The organism is Nonomuraea composti (assembly GCF_012034275.1).
In the GTDB taxonomy this organism is placed as follows: Bacteria; Actinomycetota; Actinomycetes; order Streptosporangiales; family Streptosporangiaceae; genus Nonomuraea; species Nonomuraea composti.
In genome coordinates this window covers 598,177-615,651 of the sequence record NZ_JAATEP010000001.1, presented here as the reverse complement: position 1 = coordinate 615,651, position 17,475 = coordinate 598,177, and the positions used below count along the sequence as shown (strand labels likewise).

The 17,475-nt window shown below is 73.8% G+C and carries 14 protein-coding genes; 3 read left to right on the top strand and 11 right to left on the bottom strand.

Translation table 11 applies throughout. The annotated features are described in order from the left end of the window. Positions 1-25: 25 nt before the first annotated feature. From HCN51_RS02720 to HCN51_RS02705, 4 genes are all read right to left on the bottom strand, one after another. Positions 26-1,618, bottom strand: a complete 1,593-nt coding sequence (locus HCN51_RS02720; protein WP_155128006.1) for an MFS transporter — start codon at positions 1,616-1,618, stop codon at positions 26-28. Between the two features lie 73 nt (positions 1,619-1,691). Next, on the bottom strand, positions 1,692-3,092 hold the full coding sequence (locus tag HCN51_RS02715; RefSeq protein ID WP_168006304.1) for an FAD-binding oxidoreductase: 1,401 nt from the start codon (positions 3,090-3,092) through the stop codon (positions 1,692-1,694). A gap of 67 nt (positions 3,093-3,159) precedes the next feature. After that, the gene (locus HCN51_RS02710; RefSeq protein ID WP_168006302.1) at positions 3,160-3,414 is read right to left on the bottom strand and encodes a hypothetical protein; all 255 of its coding nucleotides are present in this window, start codon (positions 3,412-3,414) and stop codon (positions 3,160-3,162) included. A 69-nt stretch (positions 3,415-3,483) separates the two neighbouring features. Further along, a complete protein-coding gene (locus HCN51_RS02705) occupies positions 3,484-4,401 on the bottom strand; it encodes a hypothetical protein (protein WP_168006300.1) in 918 nt (305 codons plus the stop codon). 251 nt (positions 4,402-4,652) lie between these two features. Here HCN51_RS02705 and HCN51_RS02700 point away from each other — a divergent pair, with 251 nt between their 5' ends. Further along, positions 4,653-6,350 (top strand): exo-alpha-sialidase, encoded by a 1,698-nt coding sequence (locus HCN51_RS02700; protein ID WP_168006298.1) that lies wholly within the window; start codon positions 4,653-4,655, stop codon positions 6,348-6,350. A gap of 74 nt (positions 6,351-6,424) precedes the next feature. Here HCN51_RS02700 and HCN51_RS02695 read toward each other — a convergent pair whose 3' ends face one another. The 4 genes from HCN51_RS02695 to HCN51_RS02680 form a co-directional block, all read right to left on the bottom strand. Further along, positions 6,425-7,366 (bottom strand): DUF2382 domain-containing protein, encoded by a 942-nt coding sequence (locus HCN51_RS02695; protein WP_168006296.1) that lies wholly within the window; start codon positions 7,364-7,366, stop codon positions 6,425-6,427. Between the two features lie 130 nt (positions 7,367-7,496). After that, positions 7,497-8,045 carry a DUF4142 domain-containing protein gene (locus HCN51_RS02690; protein ID WP_168006294.1) on the bottom strand — a complete coding sequence of 183 codons (549 nt, stop codon included), beginning with the start codon at positions 8,043-8,045 and terminating at the stop codon, positions 7,497-7,499. 148 nt (positions 8,046-8,193) lie between these two features. Beyond that, complete coding sequence (locus HCN51_RS02685; RefSeq protein WP_168006292.1) at positions 8,194-9,468, bottom strand: alpha/beta fold hydrolase; 1,275 nt, start codon at positions 9,466-9,468, stop codon at positions 8,194-8,196. Positions 9,469-9,844: 376 nt separating this feature from the next. Continuing rightward, the gene (locus HCN51_RS02680; protein ID WP_168006290.1) at positions 9,845-10,120 is read right to left on the bottom strand and encodes a hypothetical protein; all 276 of its coding nucleotides are present in this window, start codon (positions 10,118-10,120) and stop codon (positions 9,845-9,847) included. Between the two features lie 113 nt (positions 10,121-10,233). Between HCN51_RS02680 and HCN51_RS02675 the strand changes: the two genes are divergently transcribed. Continuing rightward, positions 10,234-11,220: an acetylxylan esterase gene (locus HCN51_RS02675; RefSeq protein ID WP_168006288.1), complete on the top strand. Its 987-nt coding sequence runs from the start codon at positions 10,234-10,236 to the stop codon at positions 11,218-11,220. Positions 11,221-11,284: 64 nt separating this feature from the next. Here the strand turns inward: HCN51_RS02675 and HCN51_RS02670 are convergent, their stop codons facing one another. Then, positions 11,285-11,572: a HesB/IscA family protein gene (locus HCN51_RS02670; RefSeq protein ID WP_080040479.1), complete on the bottom strand. Its 288-nt coding sequence runs from the start codon at positions 11,570-11,572 to the stop codon at positions 11,285-11,287. Between the two features lie 140 nt (positions 11,573-11,712). Here HCN51_RS02670 and fxlM point away from each other — a divergent pair, with 140 nt between their 5' ends. Next, a complete protein-coding gene (gene fxlM, locus HCN51_RS02665) occupies positions 11,713-12,864 on the top strand; it encodes a methyltransferase, FxLD system (RefSeq protein ID WP_168006286.1) in 1,152 nt (383 codons plus the stop codon). A gap of 27 nt (positions 12,865-12,891) precedes the next feature. Here fxlM and HCN51_RS02660 read toward each other — a convergent pair whose 3' ends face one another. Next, positions 12,892-13,350: a pyridoxamine 5'-phosphate oxidase family protein gene (locus HCN51_RS02660; RefSeq protein WP_168006284.1), complete on the bottom strand. Its 459-nt coding sequence runs from the start codon at positions 13,348-13,350 to the stop codon at positions 12,892-12,894. Between the two features lie 58 nt (positions 13,351-13,408). Continuing rightward, positions 13,409-17,410, bottom strand: a complete 4,002-nt coding sequence (locus HCN51_RS02655) for a hypothetical protein (RefSeq protein WP_168006282.1) — start codon at positions 17,408-17,410, stop codon at positions 13,409-13,411. Positions 17,411-17,475 lie beyond the last annotated feature (65 nt).

The following is a 17,475-nucleotide window of genomic DNA, read 5'->3' as shown; positions in this document are numbered from 1 at the left end:
ACGAGAGCCCTTTCGAATGGTTGAACTAGTGCGTATGCCCGCGCGTGCCGGCGAGGGGGCCGGGTTCGGCCGTCCGCGGCCGCGGGACCGGGTCCTTGTAGGGGTCTGCGGGGGGTGTGCGGGTCTCGACCGGCAGCAGCGCGTCGGCCTCGGCCGCCACGGTGGCGAGGGTCATGCGCAGCTCGAGCAGCAGCCGGCGCGGCACCTTGATCATGACGTCACCTGGGTCCGGCCGCAGTCGGGTGATCTTGGTCAGGGCCAGCGCCCCGATGAGCACGGAGATGGCCACGCACAGGGCGAGCGCGCCCGCCAGGCCGGCGAAGGGGCCGGTCATGAACGGGTGGTCGATCACGACGGACACGACCGCGACGCCGACGGCCCCGCCGACCATGCGGGCCATGGTGGCCGCGCCGACGGCGGAGGCGTACTGGTGGGGGCGGGCGGCCAGGGTGGTGGCGACGGAGGTGCCGGGCGCGAGCGCGCCGACCCCCATGCCGACCACGACGCTGGCGACCAGGCCCCACACGGTCGGGCCCGCCTGCGTCAGCACGATCACGCAGGCGCCGCCGCACAGCAGCGAGCCGGCGTAGATGAGGCCGTACGCGCCGACCCGCTTGACGACCTTTCCGGCCAGGAAGCTCGTCACGACGACGGCCACCGACGTGGGGGTCAGCCACATGGCCACTTCGAGCATGGGGTAGCCGAGGTGCAGCAGGTACAGCGGCTGCACGGTGAGCAGCCCGTACGACAGCGCGCCGAAGCCCCAGGTCGCCAGCCAGCCCCAGACGAACCGGGGCCGCCGCCACAGGGCCAGGTCGATCGCGGGCAGCCGGTGGTGCCTGGCCTGCGCGAGCGCGCCGCCGAGCAGGGCCAGCGCGGCCAGCGCCAGCCACACCACGTCCAGGCCCCAGGCCATGGCCTTGGAGATGGCCAGGACCACGACGGCGATGCCGGCGGCCAGCAGCCAGGCGCCGAGCACGTCGGGCACGCCCTTGGCGCCGGCCCGCCGGCCCGGCGGCAGCCAGGCGCAGGCGACCAGCAGCGCGACGCCGATGACGACGTCCGGCACGAACAGCGCCCGCCAGCCGACGGTGGCGGCCAGCCACCCGCCGCCGGCCTGCATGAGCAGGCAGCCGAGGCCGGAGGCGGAGCTCCACAGCGCGATCGCGCCGCGGCGCTGCGACTCCGGCAGCTCGCCGAGCAGCAGCCCGAGGCTGGCCGGGATCATCGCCGCGGCCCCGGCGCCCTGGACGGCCCGTGCGGCCAGCACGTACGACCAGGGCTCCACGGTCACGGTGGCGATCCCGCCCAGCACGAACACCACGAGCCCGACGGCTAGCACGCGGCGGCGGCCGAACAGGTCGGCCCAGCGGCCGGCGGTGGCCAGCAGGGCCGCGATCGGGATGAACGCCGCGCTGGTCAGCCAGACCAGGTCACCCAGGGGCATGCCGGCGCCGGCGGGCGCGTACCGCAGCACTCCCACTGCCAGGGTGGTGGCCGTGGTGTCGGCCATCACCGTCAACATGACACCCGCACCGACCAGGCGCAGCATCACGCCGTGACGCCGGCCGGCGCCGGTCGTGCCCGTCCCCGTGACGGCCGCTGGTGACGAACGCACGTGTCCTCCTATGGGTGTTCCCGCCTCGCGTGCCCTCCGGCGGGCGCGCGGGCGAAGCTGACGTGTCGGGGGGTCAGGCGCCGTACCGGCCGGGCGAGATCATGCCGTCCGGGTCGAGCGCCGTCTTGAGCCTGTGCAGCATGCCGAGGCCGGCGGTGCTGGTCTCGGACCAGACGTCGGCGGCGGCGTGATCGATGTCGGAGCGGTAGATGGCGCAGCCGTGGCCGCGCAGCACGCAGTTGCCGTCGTTGCGGAGCTGGTGGGCCCGGTACGGGGCGCCGGGCGCGCCGCGCTCGAAGAAGATCTGGATGACGCCGTTGGCCAGGTGCTTGCTGACGAGGTTCCACTCCATCATCAGGGCCGTGGTGTGGCGGTCCACGGCGGTCTGCAGCGCGTCCAGGATCTGCTCGGTCCTGCGGGCGTGCATGGGCATGAGCGGCAGCAGCGCCAGGAAGCCCATCGCGCCCTCGTCGATCCGGTCGCACGACGTCACGCCGAGCGCGTTGTGCACGCCGCGGCAGGTGGGGATGCCCTGCGCCATCAGGGCCCTGGGGTAGAGCGGGTCGTCGGGGCTCACCTCGGCCGCGTCCACCACCCGCACCGCCTCGGCGCCCTCGACCTCGATGAGCGCCTTGCGCAGCAGCTCCTCGGCCAGCTCCACGGTGGCGTCGCTGCCCATGAGCGGCCCGAGGATGGTGAACAGGCCCGGGTCCACGCCGGCGGGCAGCATCCAGTCGCCGTGACCGGGCACCAGCGACAGCTCGCGGACGCGCATCAGCCCGTCGGCCGGGTTGCCGCGGCGCAGGAAGGCGGTCATCGCGCCGAGCGCCACGCCGGCCTGGTCGCGGGGGATGCGGCCGTGCACGAGCCCGATGGTCTCGGGGCGCGGCACCAGCGCCACGGCCATGGCGGTGACGATGCCCAGGTTGTGCTGGACGAACGTCTGCGTCAGGTCGGGCCCGGCGACCCGGCCGTGGTAGCGGCCCGCCGGGTCCAGCCCGCCGGTGGTGATCACGCTGCCGTCGGCCAGCACGGCCTCCAGCCCGGCCACGTCGTGGACGCGGGAGCGGACGCAGCCGTCGCCGCGGTCGAGGGCGTTGCCGAGGACGGAGGTGTCGGCGCACGAGGCGGTCACGTTCAGCATCCACGGGGTGTCCCGCAGCACGGCGGCGAGCTGCCGCTGCGTGACGCCCGGCTCGATGACCGCGAAGCCGGCCTCCAGGTCGAGGCCGCGGATGCGGTTCATGCCGCCGAGGTCCACGACCACGTTGTCGTCGGTGACCGGCACGGCCGAGCCCATGCCCCAGTTCCTGCCCGTGCTGATCGGATAGAGGCGGCGGCGCTCGGCCGTGGCCTGGCGGACGAGGGCGCGTACCTCGTCCAGGCTGCGCGGCGTCTCGACGCCCGCCACGGAGCGCGGCCGGTGACCTCCGACGTCACCCGACCGCAGCTCCAGTCTCGACGATCCCTGCATGGCTCTCCTCAAGGGTGAGATTCGCTCTTCCGGCTCTTTTGCGGCGGAGCCGCTGTGCGGGCACACGTCAGGCGGTGTGCTGGAGCAGGTCGTCGATGGAGCCGATGGCCTGGTTGGACAGCTCCCTGATGCCGAGCAGGCGCTGCTCGGTGTAGACGGTTTCCTCAAGGGGCGCAGCGGTGCCAGTGAGTGGGCCGGGGAAGTCGAGCGTGCCGCGGGGCGCGGTCTGCGCGGGCACGTCGTGCGGGCCGTAGGGGTGGCGGCGGACGTGTTCGGTGTGCTCGCGCCGGGTCCGGGCGGGCAGGTGCGGGGGGGTTCGCATGACGGGAGCTCTCCTACCGGACTGGATGGGGGGTTTCCTGGCGACCGCTCGCCGTTGAGCGGCTGGTGGTCAGCGTGCGCCCTCCTCGGTCTCCTCGAAGCCGGGGTAGCCGGCCCGTGGGGCGACCCGTGGAGCGACGGCCGCGGGGGTGACGCGGGGCACGCCGTGGTTGATGACGCTGGCGGCGATGCGGCGCTCCGCCAGCCCCATGTGGGGGCGGCCGGCACCGGAGGAGCCCGGCCGGGCGCCGGCCGAGCCTGTGATCATGGAGCTGGCGTGCACCCAGCGGCGCGACTCGGCCAGCACCTCGCGCTGCGCGCGGGCGAGGTCGGTGTGGCGCGCGTAGTGCTCGCAGACGGCCCGCGCCAGCACCCGTGCCATGACGAGGTGCTCCTGGCAGGCGCCCGCGACCTTCGCCTCCAGGCCGGTGACCTGGGCGAGGAGCAGCTGCAGGTGCGGCAGGGCCGAGCCGCGCTCGAACCCGTCGAGCTCCGCCAGCCGCTCCGGCCAGCGCAGCCGCCGCTCGATGGCGGCGCACACCTCGCTCACCACCTGGGCGGCGGGCGTGTCGCCGGGGGCGCGGCCGTCGAGCTGCACGGCGCGCTGCGCGGTCGGCTCGAAGTCGGCGAGCCGGCGCAGGCCGCTCTGCAGCAGGCGGACCCGGTTGTGCAGGCACGCGGCGCTCCAGCCGAGCACCAGCAGGCGGTCGGCGTCGGCCTCGCAGTGCCAGCCGACCAGCGCCACCTCGCGGGCCATGCGGTGGTGCAGCACCCATGACTCCTGCTCGCCGACCGGCATCGGGGTGTCGATCCAGACCTGGAGGCCGCCGGGGGGCAGCTCGGCGACCCCGACGTCCATGCCCTCGGGCGCGACCCGGGCGCAGATCCGCCGGACGACGCGCTCCTGGGCGACGCTCTCCGGCGCCATGGGCGCCGGGCCTGGCAGCACGCGCTCCGGGGCGACCTTCGCCCGTGGCTCGATGCTCATCTGGGCCACCTCCTGACCCGAGGTCTCTCGACCTACGTAAATTGACACTTAATAGTGCCGCCCCGATCGTCGTCAGACCGGCCTTTCCTGTCAACTGCCACTTAACTGATCCAGCATGAGTGAGCCGCGCCCCGAAGGGGCACGCTCGTGAACCCGCGACTTCCCGCAGGTGAATGCGGGGTTACGGGGCGTGAATGATCTAGAGTCCGAACGGTGCCCCCGATGGCGGACGACAGGCGAGGAGCGAGCCAGTGCCGGTGCATAGAGCCGTGGTCGCGGCCGTGTCGATGGCCGCCGGGCTGCCCGCGTACCCGGGTGCGACGCAGGCCGGAGGCGGTTACTGCGTGCTACCCGATCATCCCGCTCAGTCCGGCCCTTACCTCGTGGCCACTGCTTCCTTCCTAGACTGGATTCATCCCAATCCGCCGCCCGCCGAGCCGGAGCCGGAAGGCGCCGAACGGCTCGACTTCGCCGGGTTCCCGAACGTGTCGGCCCTCGACGTGACCGGCCCTCGCGGCCGCCCCGAGACCAAGGTGATCGCCACCTTCACCACCAACGTGGACAAGGTCGTCACGCTCACCAGCTCCGCGTCCGTCTCCGAGGACGGCGGGCGCACCTTCGGCCCGTCCGGGCCGACACCGCTGCGCGAATCCCCCATCGAGCTGCACGACGGCCGCTTCTTCGCCACCGAGTACTACCTGAACAGGACCGGGCCGCACACCGCCCGCCTCGGCGTGCTCACCTCGTCCACGCTGGAGGACGGCGAGAGCTGGCTGCGCTCCGAGGCCGTCCTGACCACGCCCGGCGATCTGCTCCCCGGCGGGGCCGCGCACGGGGCGCCGATCCAGCTCGCCGACGGGACCATCCTGATCACGGCCTACGCCCGCTACAGCGACACCGGGGCGTACCAGGCGGAGGTGTACGCCAGCCACGACGGCGGGCGCACCTTCGAGCGGCGCGGGGTCATCGCCGCACCCGAGCCCGGGTTCGCCTTCAACGAGGCGGCCATCGAGCAGGCGGTCGACGGCAGCCTCGTGGCGGTGCTGCGGCACGACGGCGGCCGGTACTCGACCCTGCACCAGACCCGCTCCACCGACGACGGGCGCACCTGGGAACCGGTGCGCGGGCTGCGCCTGGCCGGCTACGACTGCGTGGTGCGCGGCGTCGCACCCCGCCTGCTGCTGATGCCCGGCGGCGCGCTCATCCTGAGCGCCGGACGGCCCGACAACTGGCTCGCCGTCTCCCCCGACGGGCTCGGCACCGAATGGCGGGAGCCCCGGGTGACCTACCACAACCGCGACGGCATCGTGGACACGCGCGGCTCCTCCGGCTACACCGGCCTGGCCGCCGTCGGGCCGCACCGGTTCATCCAGGTGTTCGACAACTGCAAGCTGCCCGGCGTGCGGCCCGACGGGCTGCTCGACGAGACCGCCTGCCCCGCGCACGGGCGCTTCGAGTTCGGCGGCCGGTACGCGGTCAAACGGCTGCTGTTCGACGTGGCCACGCCCGGCCGGCGGCTGGACCTGGCCGCGCTGCGCCGCCGCGGCGACCTGCGCGTCACCACCGACATGCGCTGGACGAGCCCCGAACGACCGCGGACCGGGCCCGGCGGGGCGCTGGACGGCAGCACCGGCTACTGGTCGAGCGCCATCGCCCGGGGCCGGGGCCACTACGAGCTGCACTTCGACCGGCCGTACCGGCTGGCCAGGATCGGCCTCAGCCTGCGCCCGGGGCATCCGGCCGGTGCGCGCGTGTACGTGTCCAAGAACGGCCGCTCCTGGGGCGAGCCGGTCGTGACGATCAAGGACCGGATCGATCACGCGCTGCGTTACGACGAGCTCGGGCGCACCGCCCGGCACGTCAAGATCGTGACGGAGCCGTCGGCCGGGTGCGACGCGGAGATCGGCCGCAAGTGCTCCGTCCTGAACGAGGTCGAGCTGTTCACCTGACGCGCTTGGCGTTCTGTTCCGACACGCCCGCGGGGGCCCTTGCCGGCGCCCCCGCGTGACTTTCCGCGAGCCCCCTACCGCTTGGGCGGCAGGCCACCGCCGTGGCCGAAGGGCTCGTCCTTGTCGTCCCTGGTCACGCCCTCCTCGTCGATCTCCAGCCGCTCCCGGCGGACCTGGCCCTCGACGGTCTCCTCGTGCTGGACGTCCTGCTTGCGCACGTGGATGCGCTCGACCGGCTTGGTCTCCTTGCCGACGACGGCGCGCTCCTCGTGCAGGATCATCTCGCGGTCCTCGCCGTGGATCTCGTGCGGGCCCGTCACGTCGCCGTCGCGGATGGGCTCGCGCTCGATCACGACCTCCTCGTGGGAGAGCGGGATCTTCTGCTGGACGTTCTCGGTCTCGACGTACTTGTGCAGGCGTACGCGGCCGGACTCCCTGCTCTCCTTGCCGATGTGGAGCTGCTCCTCCGACCGGGTCATCTCGATGTCGCGGTCACCGGTGAGGTCACCGGTCATGCCGCCGCGCATCCCGCCGGTCATGCCGGCCCTTTCCCCGGTCATGCCGGTGCGTTCCCCGGTCATGCCGGTGGTGTCGCCGGTCAGTCCGGTGGTCTCGCCGGTCATGCCGCCACGCTCCTGCGGTATGCCGCCGCGTCCGCCGGTCGGGCCCCGCATGGAGGTCTCGCCGGTGCGCTGGCGTGGGATGTCGGTCGGCTGCATGCCGTAGTAGCGGTAGAGGTCGGCCTCCTCCTCCAGGGACAGGCGGTCGTCGACGTCGATGTTCGGCGCTTCCTTGATCATCTCCTTGTCGAAGGGGACCCGGATCTCCTCGCCCGAGCGACGGGAGTTGGCCAGCGGCACGAAGGTCTGCTTCATGCCGAAGAACCCCGTGCGCACGGTCACCCACTCCGGTTCTCCCGTGTGGTCGTTCAGGTAGACCTGGCCGACCTTCCCGATCGACTGTCCGTCCGACCCCACTACGTGGCAGTCGAGCAGGCTGCGGATCTCTGTTTGCATAGCCACGACGATCCCCCCGATGTGTTCGTCCTGGTTCAAAAGGGACAAATACCCTAAATCGCCATATCGCCACACATGGGTGGGGCACATTTCCGCCTAATTCACGGAACGACTCTCGATCCCCCGCGAATCAGCCGGCCTGGGCTTTCTTCAGCGCGTTCAAATGCTGCTGGAGCGACTGCTGCGCCGTCCCGGCCAGCGCCTTCACCGTCGGATTGGCCCCCTTCGACACCTCCGTCTTGGTGGCCGCCAGCGCCTCCTTGTGCGCCTTGATCATGCCGGACAGGAAATCCTGGTCGAAGTCCTGCCCCGTCACCTCCTGCAGCCGCGCCACCTCGGCCCGCTGCGCCTTCGACGGCGAGGTGGGCAGCTCGATGCCGAGCTGCGCGGCCGCCTGCGTGACCTTGGTGCCCAGCTTCGTGTGGTCCTCGACGAGCATCTTGCCCACGGACTTGACCTGCTTGGTGGTGCCCTTGCCCATCGCCAGCCGGCCCGCCTGCACCTCCGACAGGTTGCCCTGGTGGATGGTCTTCATCCACTCCCTGTCCTGCTCGGACGGCTGGGTGTCGGTCCGTACGGCCGCGGCCTCGGGATTCGGCGCCACGTCGGCGGCACAACCGGCGAGAACGGCGGCCAGGGCCGCGACGGACAGCGGCAGGGTCAGACTGGTGGTACGCATGAGGATTCCTATGACATAGTGATACATCTCCGCTACATACAGTAACTGTCGTCGGCCGGATGACCCGGCATTCCCCCTGCCCGGGCGCGTCAGGACGCCGAGCGCCAGGGCCACGCGCGGTGACGACGGACGCGGCGCGCGTGTCGCGTCAGGGGCCGCGGTAGCCGGGCGGAGGGCCGTCGCCCTCGTAGGCGTTCACCTGGCCGTCGGTGAGGAACGCGCGCAGCACCTCCAGGTAGGCGTCGGTGCGGCCAGGAGGGACGCCGTCGCCGACGTAGGCGAGGCGAGCGTGCGGCAGCACGCGCCGGAACGCGCTGACCTCCGACCAGGGCTCGGCGTCGCAGGCACCCTTGACGACCAGCACAGGCGCGGCCAACCCCGCCGAGCCGGTACGCAGCGACGCGGGCGCGGCGCGTCCGGCCAGCGCCACGTAACCTCCGTACCCAGGGGCGGGGCCGGAGGAGGGGCACGTGGGCTGGGGCGGGTGGCGGAGGAGGAGTGCGAGCCGGGCGTCCAGCTCCCGGTCGCCGGCGAACGCGTGGGCGCTCACCGGATCCACCCGCAGCAGCGTCGCGACGGCGAGCGCGCGCGGGTGCGGCAGCCCGCCGGCCCCCAGGGCGACGGCCGAGAGGGCGGGCCGGGCCGGGGTGCGGGCCGGGGCGAGACCGGCCGGCGCGTACAGGACCGTCCTGGCCACCCGGTCCGGATGCGCCGCCAGGTACGCGGCCGCGAGCTGCGCCCCGTAGTCGCGGGCGACGAGATTGAGCCGCTCGGCCCGTACGGTGCGGCGGATCGCCTCCAGGTCGGCCACGTCCCTGGCCAGGCCGTAGCCGCGGGGGTCGGCCAGGCGGGCCGAGCGGCCGGCGCCGAGCTGGTCGTAGACGTACACCTGGAAACCGGCGGACGCGAGCCGGCCGTAGAACTCCGCGTCGCCCTCCAGGTCGGCCACGCCCGGCCCGCCGTGCAGGAAGATCACCGGCTCGGCCCGCGTGACCCGCTCGGGCGCGATCCGCACGTACGCCAGCCGCGACCCGGTCGGCAGCCGCCACTCCCGCTGCCCCGCCACCTTGCCCGGGCCCGGCGGCAGGACGGGCGGGCTCAGCGTCGCCGCACCCACCTGCCACACCACCGCCGCCTCCACCCCGAGCACGGCCACCGCCCGCACCCAGCGCCCCCAGGGCGGGCGGGGGCGCGGCACGCACAGCAGCAGCCCGAGAAAGAGCACCGCCCCGAACACCGCCAGCCCCACCACCACGAACACCTGAGGCCCCGCCCCGACCAGCGCCATCCCGGCCAGCGCGGCCAGCCCGGCGACCGGCGCCAGCCCCATCACCAGCCCACCCGCCACCACACGCCCGACCACCCGCCGGCCCCGGCGCCCGCCCCTCCGCCCGGCCACCCGCGCTGCACCACGCCCGCTCATCCGCCCAGCACCGTCCCTGGCCCCGCGGCAGGCTTGCCCACCCTGGCGTCGCCGGGCGGCATCCGGCCCCAAGGGGCCTCTTCCGATGCGCTGCCGGCGCCCGGCGCCGGATGCCGGTGCGCCTCGCCCGGCGCGGCCCAAGCGGGCAAGGACAGGCGCGCAGACGTCTCGCCCGGCGCGTCCCGAGCGGGCGACGTCAGGAGAGTACGTGCGTGGCTCGGTGTGGCGGCGATGGGCGGGTGGCGGGAGGGGGTGGCGGCGGGGGAAGGCCGCGGGTTGAATGCCACGAAGGGGACGTTAGTGCACGAGTCACGCCACAGGCAGGGAAGTGGCCGAGTCGTGCCCCGGTCAGGGAAGTGGCCGAGTCGTGCCCCGGTCAGGGAAGTGACCGTCCCAGGCGTAGCCGGATGCGATCGCCGCGCTGCACGGATTCGCGTACCGTCCACACGCGTTCGTCCACGACCGTGCCCCTGGCCGTCATGTAGCCGCCCATCCGGAGCACCGGCCGGCCCGTGTCGTCGCGCAGGAGCTGGGCGCGGGACTCGGACTCGTCGCCGAACAGGACGAGGAAGTCGTGGGCGTCGGCGGGGGCGTCGAGGATCAGGCCGGGATACAGGTGGGAGTGGGGAACCTGGATGACATGCTCGATCACGGGCGGACGTCTACCCAGATCTCGTGGCCTTAGCGGAAGCCACCCCGGGATAGCGCTTTCCGGCGGTATGGGGTGAAATGTCAGCAACCTTTTCTACAGGCTGGAGTACCACTGTGCCACTGTTCGACCTGCCGCTCGACCAACTCCGCGAGTACCGCCCCGACCGTGACGAGCCCGCCGACTTCGACGCCTTCTGGTCCGCGACCCTGGCCGAGGCGAGGGAGTTCGACCTCGCGGCCGAGTACGTCCCGTACGACCTGCCGCTGAGCGGCGTGGACGTGTTCGACGTGTCGTTCGCCGGATGGGGCGGGCACCGGATCAACGGCTGGTTCCTGCTGCCGCGCGGCGCGGACGGGCCGCTGCCGTGCGTGGTGCACTACATCGGCTACAGCGGCGGGCGCGGGTTCCCGAAGGACCACCTGCTCTGGCCGGCGGCCGGGTACGCGGTGTTCGTGATGGAGACGCGCGGCCACGGCGGCGCGAACGTCGGCAGCCCCGGCACCACCGGCGACCCGCACGGCAGCGCGGGCCCGCAGGCGCCCGGCATGATGACGAGGGGCATCCTCGACCCGGCCGACTACTACTACCGGCGCGTGTTCACCGACGCGGTGCGGGCGGTGGACGCGGCGGCGGCACATCCGGCCGTGGACCCGGAGCGGGTGGTGGTCGCGGGCGGCAGCCAGGGCGGCGCGATCGCGCAGGCGACGGCGGCGCTGCGTCCGGGGGTGAAGGCGGCGCTGATCGACGTGCCGTTCCTGTCGCACTTCCGGCGAGCGGTGGAGATCACGGGCCGCGATCCGTACCAGGAGCTGGTGCGGTTCCTCGCGACCCGGCGGGACGCCGCCGAGCAGGTGTTCCGTACGCTGTCCTACTTCGACGGGCTGAACTTCGCGGCCCGGGCGACGGTGCCGGCGCTCTACTCGGTGGCGCTGATGGACGACGTGTGCCCGCCGTCCACGGTGTTCGCCGCCTACAACCATTGGCAGGGCCCGAAGGAGATCACCGTCTGGCCGTGGAACAACCACGAGGGCGGCGGCGGCTACCAGTCGGAGGAGCAGGTGCGTTACCTGCACAAGCTCCTCGGCAAGGGCGAGAGCTGAGGCGAGAGCTGGGGAGCGGGCCGCCGCGCCGGAGTGCCCATATCCTCCGGCGCGGCGGCGCGCGTCAAGCGGTCTGCTCGGTGACCAGGAACGACACGCTCCCCTGGTCATCGGCACCGGCGTCCAGGGACTTGTCGTCCAGCACAGTCGCAGCCACCGGGTCGAGGTAGACCCGGGCCCCTTCGGCCTCGACCACCGCGTCCGCCGGTTCGGGGGCGGTGGCCAGGGTCAGGGTGAGCGAGCTGGCACCCTCTCCCTGGGACGAGATGCGAATCCCGCTCTGGGTAGGCTCGGGCGCATTCGCGGTCAGGTCGCGGATGGCCTGGGCTGCGTTGGCTGTCAGGGTGAGCACTACGGCTCCTCCTCACGGTCGACGTACAGGAGTTGCCTGCCCTTCCCGCTCTTTTCGGCCTCAACCCTCTCCGGCGATTTCTTTACCGAGAATTCCCGGCCGCTGCCATGCCCGGCGAGGGCCCGGCGACAATGAGGGTCATGGACTTCGCGGCGCAGAGGCACGCCCTGGTGGCGCGGCTCAGGCAGGCCCAGGACGTCGGCGAGCGGGTGGCGGAGGCGATGCTGGCGGTGCCTCGTCACCTGTTCGTGCCGGGGGTGGAGCCGGAGGCGGCCTACCGCGACGAGCCCATCGTGACCAAGCTCGACGACGGCGGCCGGCCGATCAGCTCGTCCTCGCAGCCGGCCATCATGGCGACCATGCTCGGCCAGCTCGGCGTGGAGCCGGGCCACCGGGTGCTGGAGATCGGCGCGGGCACCGGCTACAACGCGGCGCTCCTGGCCCGTCTCGTGCGGCCCGGCGGGCGCGTGGTGGCCCTCGACATCGACGCCGACACCGTGGAGCAGGCAAGGGAGCATCTGGCCGCCGCCGGGGTGAGCGGGGTGGAGGTGGTGTGCCGCGACGGGGCCGAGGGGTATCCCGAGCTGGCGCCGTACGACCGGCTGATCGCCACCGTCGGCGTGTGGGACCTCGCGCCCGCCTGGCTGGCGCAGCTCGCCCCGGGCGGGCGGCTGGTGGTGCCGCTGGACCTGCGGGGCGTGCAGGTGTCGGCGGCGATGGAGCGCGACGGCGAGCGGTGGGTGAGCCGGTCGGTGGCGCCGTGCGGGTTCATGCGGATGCGGGGGTCGTTCGCGGGGACGGAGTCCGTCACGGTGGTGCGCCGGGATCCGATGGTCATGCTGGTGCTGCCGGAGCCGCGCGAGAGCGGCGACGTGCTCGCGGCGCTGGACACCGTACCGGCGGAGATCACGATCAGGCGGGAGGAGGCCGCGCCGGCGGCCACGGTCACCATGGGGCTGTCGTTGTGGCTGGCGCTGCACGAGCCGCGTTGGTGCGCGGTGGCCGGCGACCTCGGCCGCGGCCCCGGGATGGCGGCGGGGCTCGTCGAGCCGGGCGGCATCGCGCTGCTCGCCGCCGACGGCGCGCTGGTCGCCCGCGGGTACGGGGCCGGCGGGGCGCGGCTGGCGGCGGAGCTGGCCGGCCACGTCAGGGCATGGGACGAGGCGGGCCGCCCCGAGGCGGGCACCCTGCGCGTCGAGGCCTACCCGCGCGGCACGAAGGCCCCCGAAGAGCCCCCCGGCGGGGTCGTCCTCGAGAAGCGGCACACCACGCTGGTGCTGCGCTTCGGCTGACCGAACCGTCAAGTGGCAGGGCTTCGGCTAGACCGTCCAGGCGCCGTCGCGGATGAGGTCGCGCCCGGCCAGCTCGTTCGCCTCGCGCCACGCCTGCAGCCGCACGGGCGTGACGTGGAAGTAGTGGTAGGCGCCGGCCTCCTTGCGCGGGTCGAAGCCCGCCTTCTCCGCGAACGCGTCGCCGAGCTCGGCGGAGATCTCGGTGGCGGGGGTGGCCCGCGCCGTGCCCTCGATGAGCACGACGTCGCGCACGAGCCCGATCGCGATCCGCGTCCGGCCGCCGACCAGCAGGTTGCGCGCGGTGGGGCTGGCGGTGGCCGTGGACAGGATCAGCGCCGTGCCGTCCCACAGGAACGACAGCGGCACCATGTACGGCGTCCCGTCCGCCCCCGCGGTGGCCACCCAGCAGTCCACGTCGTGCTCCAGGCGGTGCAGGGTGTCCCGCTTGCGCTGCTCGGCGGTGCGCGGGGTGGGCAGGGCGGACATGGTGCCTCGCTCTCGTGGGTCACAACGGTTCGGTCGCTTTCGCCATTATTGAGGATGATCAGCGCCGGTCATCCGGGCAGGAGCCCGCGCCGGCGCCGGCCACCTTCCAGTCCGCTCCGGGGAACGGGCTCATGAAGTGCGTCAGCAGGTCCACCGCGTAGTCGGGCACCTGGCCGCCGGGGTCCAGCAGGGACAGCATCTGGGGGCCGTCGGCGCCGCGCAGCGTGATGGTGTCGCGACCGGCGGCGGCGAAGCCGGGCTTGGCGTCCACCGTCACGCAGGCGAGGCTGATGCCGGCCGCCATGACCTCCTGTCTGGCTCCGATGCGGCGCATCCGCTGGTCGTAGCGGCGTAAGGCGAGCGCGGTCGTGGGGCCGATGCGGACGGACTCGTGGAAGGCGTCGGCGCCGACCTCGCGGCTCAGCCTCACGTCGAGCCGCACGTCGGGCCGCAGGTCCACGCCCTTGGCCGTGACTTTCACGGTGCCGTAGTCGCCTTCGAAGCCGGGCGTGACGTAACCGAGCGCGGCGGGCGCCTTCATGCCGAACGGGATCCGGCCCGGCCGGACGCGCAGCCACGACACGCGGCCGATGGTCAGGGAGAGCCGCTCGATCGAGCTCTTCCCGAGCCCGAACCGGCCGCCGACGTGGTAGGTGAGGAACCCGCCCGTGTACGGGACCTCCTTGCTCACGGCGAGCCGCTGCGGGGCCACGGCGTCCACCCGGAGCCCGGCGCGCAGGGCGATGCGGCCCGTGGGCACGGGGCGGGAGACCAGGTCGAGCGACTGGTCGGGGTTGAGCCTGACGGTGGTGTCGGCCGCGAGGTCCTTGACGGCGAACGCCACGTCCCCGAGCCGCCCCGACGGGTCCACCAGGCCGCCCTCCACGGCGAGCCGGCCGTCGAGGGTGCTGGCGCCGCCGAGCGCCTTGTACGTGACGGCCGGCACGCTCAGCCCGGCGGCCGAGGCGTCGGCGTCCACGCCGAAGACGGCGGGCACGTCGGAGAAGCGCAGCTCGCCGGTGCCCTTGCCGGGCAGCGTGACCTTGGCGGTCAGGTGCTCGACGGCCGCGGAGTTGTGCACGCGGATGCGGGTCCGCGCGCCGTACGTGCCCTCGACGCTCACTGCCGCGGGCACCGGGTCGATGGCGACGTGCCCGCGCAGCCCGCCCGCCTCGGCGTGCACGTCGAGCGCGCCCAGCGTGGCAGCCGGTTCGATCTTGTACGCGGCCCGCACCGCGTTCCCCTCCCCCACTCCGAACGGCCCGACGGACATGCTGGTGATCCGGGACGGCAGCCCGGTGAGCGTGGCCCTGGCCTTGACCGGCACGGGCGACAGGACGCTGCTGTTCAGGTACACCCCGAGGCTGCGCCGCTTGGGGCGGAACCCGGAGAACGCGAACGTCCTGCCGGGCAGGTCCACCGTCACCTGGTCGGGCAGGCCGGTGACGTCCAGGTAGCCCTGCAGCCCGTAGCAGCCGCGCGGCGGCGCGCAGAAGGGGCCGGGCGCGCAGCCGGGCGATCCGGCCGCGCAGCCGCCGTCCACGAGGGAGACGCCGCCGGCGACGGCGGGCGCGGCACGCATGCGGTCCAGCGCGGCGGCCGTGCCGAGCCAGGCGCGGGCGCGCACGTCGAGGCGGGAGCCGGAGTAGGTAAGCCGGCCGCCGTCGGAGGTGACGGCCAGCCGCCCGGGGACGGGCCCGACGGTGCCGATGAGGCCGAAGCGGGTGTCGCCCTGCCGGACGTCGGCGTCCACGGCGAGGGTCTGCGTGGCGGAGCGGAAGTCGGCGGTGAAACCCCGCGCGGCGGGGGTGAACGCGACGTGGGAGAGCCGGTTGACCAGGACGCTGGCGTCGAGGTCGCCGGTGGCCTGGTCGTAGTGGGCGGCCAGGTGCGGCCCGGTGGGCGCCTGGGCGCCGTCGTGGTTGGTGAAGGCGAGCGCGGCCGTCCGCACGGGCCCGGACAGGCCGCGGAAGCGGTACGCGGCGGCGTCCCAGGAGGCGTCGAACCTCGCGGGCACGCCGGTGACCTCGGCGGCGGCCCTGGCGTACCGGTCGCCGAGCTTGGCCCTGGCCAGGGCGGACACTCGCTCGATCGGCCCGTCGGAGGTCCAGCTCAGCGTTCTGGCCTTGGTGTCGGCGATCAGCTCGGCCCGCTTGCGCACGCCCTTGACGGTGACGCGCAGGTCCTCGCCGGTCGCCCGCGTGACGGGCGCTTTATTGGCATAAATCCGCACTTCCTGGAGCTTGGCGCTGCTGGTGACCTTGACGGCGGAGCGCTCCCCCAGCTCCCACGACGCCTTCACGTCGTCGCGCACGCCGAGCACGGTGCCGTCCACGGTCGGCCCCGACGCGAGGTCGGTGTAGGCGGCACGCAGCTTCTCGATCGTGCCGCTGGCCTGGTAGACGGCCTTCCTGGCGGCCGGGTCGAGCATGACGTCCACGGTGGCGGGCGTGTTGGAGATCTCCATGCGGGCCAGCCGGGTGCGGTCGATGCTGGCGGCGCCCACGAACGGGCGGCCGCTCGCGGCCACGGCCAGGTGCACGTGCGGCGCGGCCCCGTACGTGACGTCGAACCCGGACAGGCCGTCGAGCAGCCCCGAGACCCCGAGGGCGGCGCCGTCCTTGATCATGGTGACGTGGCCGCCGCGCGGCGTGGAGACGGCGCCCTGACCGCGTTGCAGCACGACGGCGAAGCGGCCGATGGGCGAGCTGGCCGTCTGCGTGACCCGGTGCGCGGCCAGGTCGTTGACCAGGCGCAGCTCGGCGGGCAGCCCGCTGAGCTCGGCCGTCAGCACGGTGCCGGCCGCGGAGCGGTCGTAGTACCGCAGCCGCGCCGCCTTCGCCCGGCCCGAGCCGGTGGCGACGGCGAGGGTCTGCTTCCCGCCGGCGGTGCCGTACCTCGCGGTGAAGGACGGCGGGACGTGGTCGAGCCCGGCCTCCACCACCCTGGACAGGCGGCCGTCGCGGTAGGTCAGGTCGTGCACCTGGGCGCGGGAGACGGCGGACGGGCCGGTGAAGCGCACCTCGCCGCCCGACAGCCGCACCTCGGCGCGGGTGGGCATGCGGTCGAGCACGGCCCGGGTGAACCGGCTGCCCGTCACGGCCACCGCCTCGACCTCGGCGGGCGCCGAGGCGGTGAGGCTCAGGGTGGGGGTGCCGAGCGCGGCGTCGACGGTGAGCCGGCCGGTGGCCGGGCTCTGGCGCAGGCTCACGGCGCTGCGGCCGGTCAGCCCGGCCACGACGGCGGCGCTCTGGCCCGGCTCCTTGCGCTCGACGACGGCCTTGACGCGCTTGCCCGCCAGGTCCACGGTGAACGTGCCCCGGTCGGACGCCGACAGCGACGAGCCGCGGCGCAGGCCGTCGAAGCCGACCGACACCTTGTCGTCGTACTCGGCCCAGACCTGCGCCTTGACGCTCTCACTGGCGAGCCGCCTGACGGCGAACGTGATGCCCGCCGCGCCCTCGCCAGGGACGGCGGCCGGCACCAGGTAAGCGGCCAGGTCGGGCCGGGCGTCGCCGGTCACGTCGGCGGCCACGGGCACGCCGACCGGCTGCCGGATCGAGCAGGCGACCGGCACGGCCGCGCTCCGCACGCAGAGCCGGTAGGTCAGCCCCGGCACGGCCCGGCCGAGCCCCTCGAACGTCCTGGCGATCGCGGCGAGCGGCTTGCTCACGGTGAGCGGCTCGGCCTGCGAGGTGTCCGGCAGCACGTCCCGTACGTCGGGCGCCTGCCGGCCGAACCCCTGGGCCTCCTGGACGGCGGCGGCGGCCGAGGTGATCTCGTCGGTCAGCCCCGGCCCCGCCGGGGTGGTCACCTCGGGCGCGCCCGGCCCGACCGGCTCGTCCCCCGTGGGCCGCAGCGCCAGCGAGGCGCGCCGGGGCACGGTGACGGTGGCGGGCGGCGGCTCCTGCACGGCGGGCACGGGCGCTGTCAAGGTGGCTGCGGTGGCTACTGCTGCGGCGGGCGCGGGGGTTTGTGCCCCGGCGGCGGTCGGTACGGCGACGAGGACCGTACCGGCGATGGTCGTCGAAGCGAGCACGCGCGTGAGGGCGTGCGGCATGAAGCGTTCTCCCCCGGACCTGTCTATTTCATCCCATCAGAAACATTGGCCACGAGACGACCACA

Bases quoted from the DNA above. Each gene is read 5' to 3' on its own strand.
- HCN51_RS02715 (WP_168006304.1), bottom strand. From the start codon at position 3,092: ATGCAGGGATCGTCGAGACTGGAGCTGCGGTCGGGTGACGTCGGAGGT.
- HCN51_RS02710 (WP_168006302.1), bottom strand. From the start codon at position 3,414: ATGCGAACCCCCCCGCACCTGCCCGCCCGGACCCGGCGCGAGCACACC.
- HCN51_RS02705 (WP_168006300.1), bottom strand. From the start codon at position 4,401: ATGAGCATCGAGCCACGGGCGAAGGTCGCCCCGGAGCGCGTGCTGCCA.
- HCN51_RS02695 (WP_168006296.1), bottom strand. From the start codon at position 7,366: ATGCAAACAGAGATCCGCAGCCTGCTCGACTGCCACGTAGTGGGGTCG.
- HCN51_RS02690 (WP_168006294.1), bottom strand. From the start codon at position 8,045: ATGCGTACCACCAGTCTGACCCTGCCGCTGTCCGTCGCGGCCCTGGCC.
- HCN51_RS02685 (WP_168006292.1), bottom strand. From the start codon at position 9,468: ATGAGCGGGCGTGGTGCAGCGCGGGTGGCCGGGCGGAGGGGCGGGCGC.
- fxlM (WP_168006286.1), top strand. From the start codon at position 11,713: ATGGACTTCGCGGCGCAGAGGCACGCCCTGGTGGCGCGGCTCAGGCAG.
- HCN51_RS02660 (WP_168006284.1), bottom strand. From the start codon at position 13,350: ATGTCCGCCCTGCCCACCCCGCGCACCGCCGAGCAGCGCAAGCGGGAC.
- HCN51_RS02655 (WP_168006282.1), bottom strand. From the start codon at position 17,410: ATGCCGCACGCCCTCACGCGCGTGCTCGCTTCGACGACCATCGCCGGT.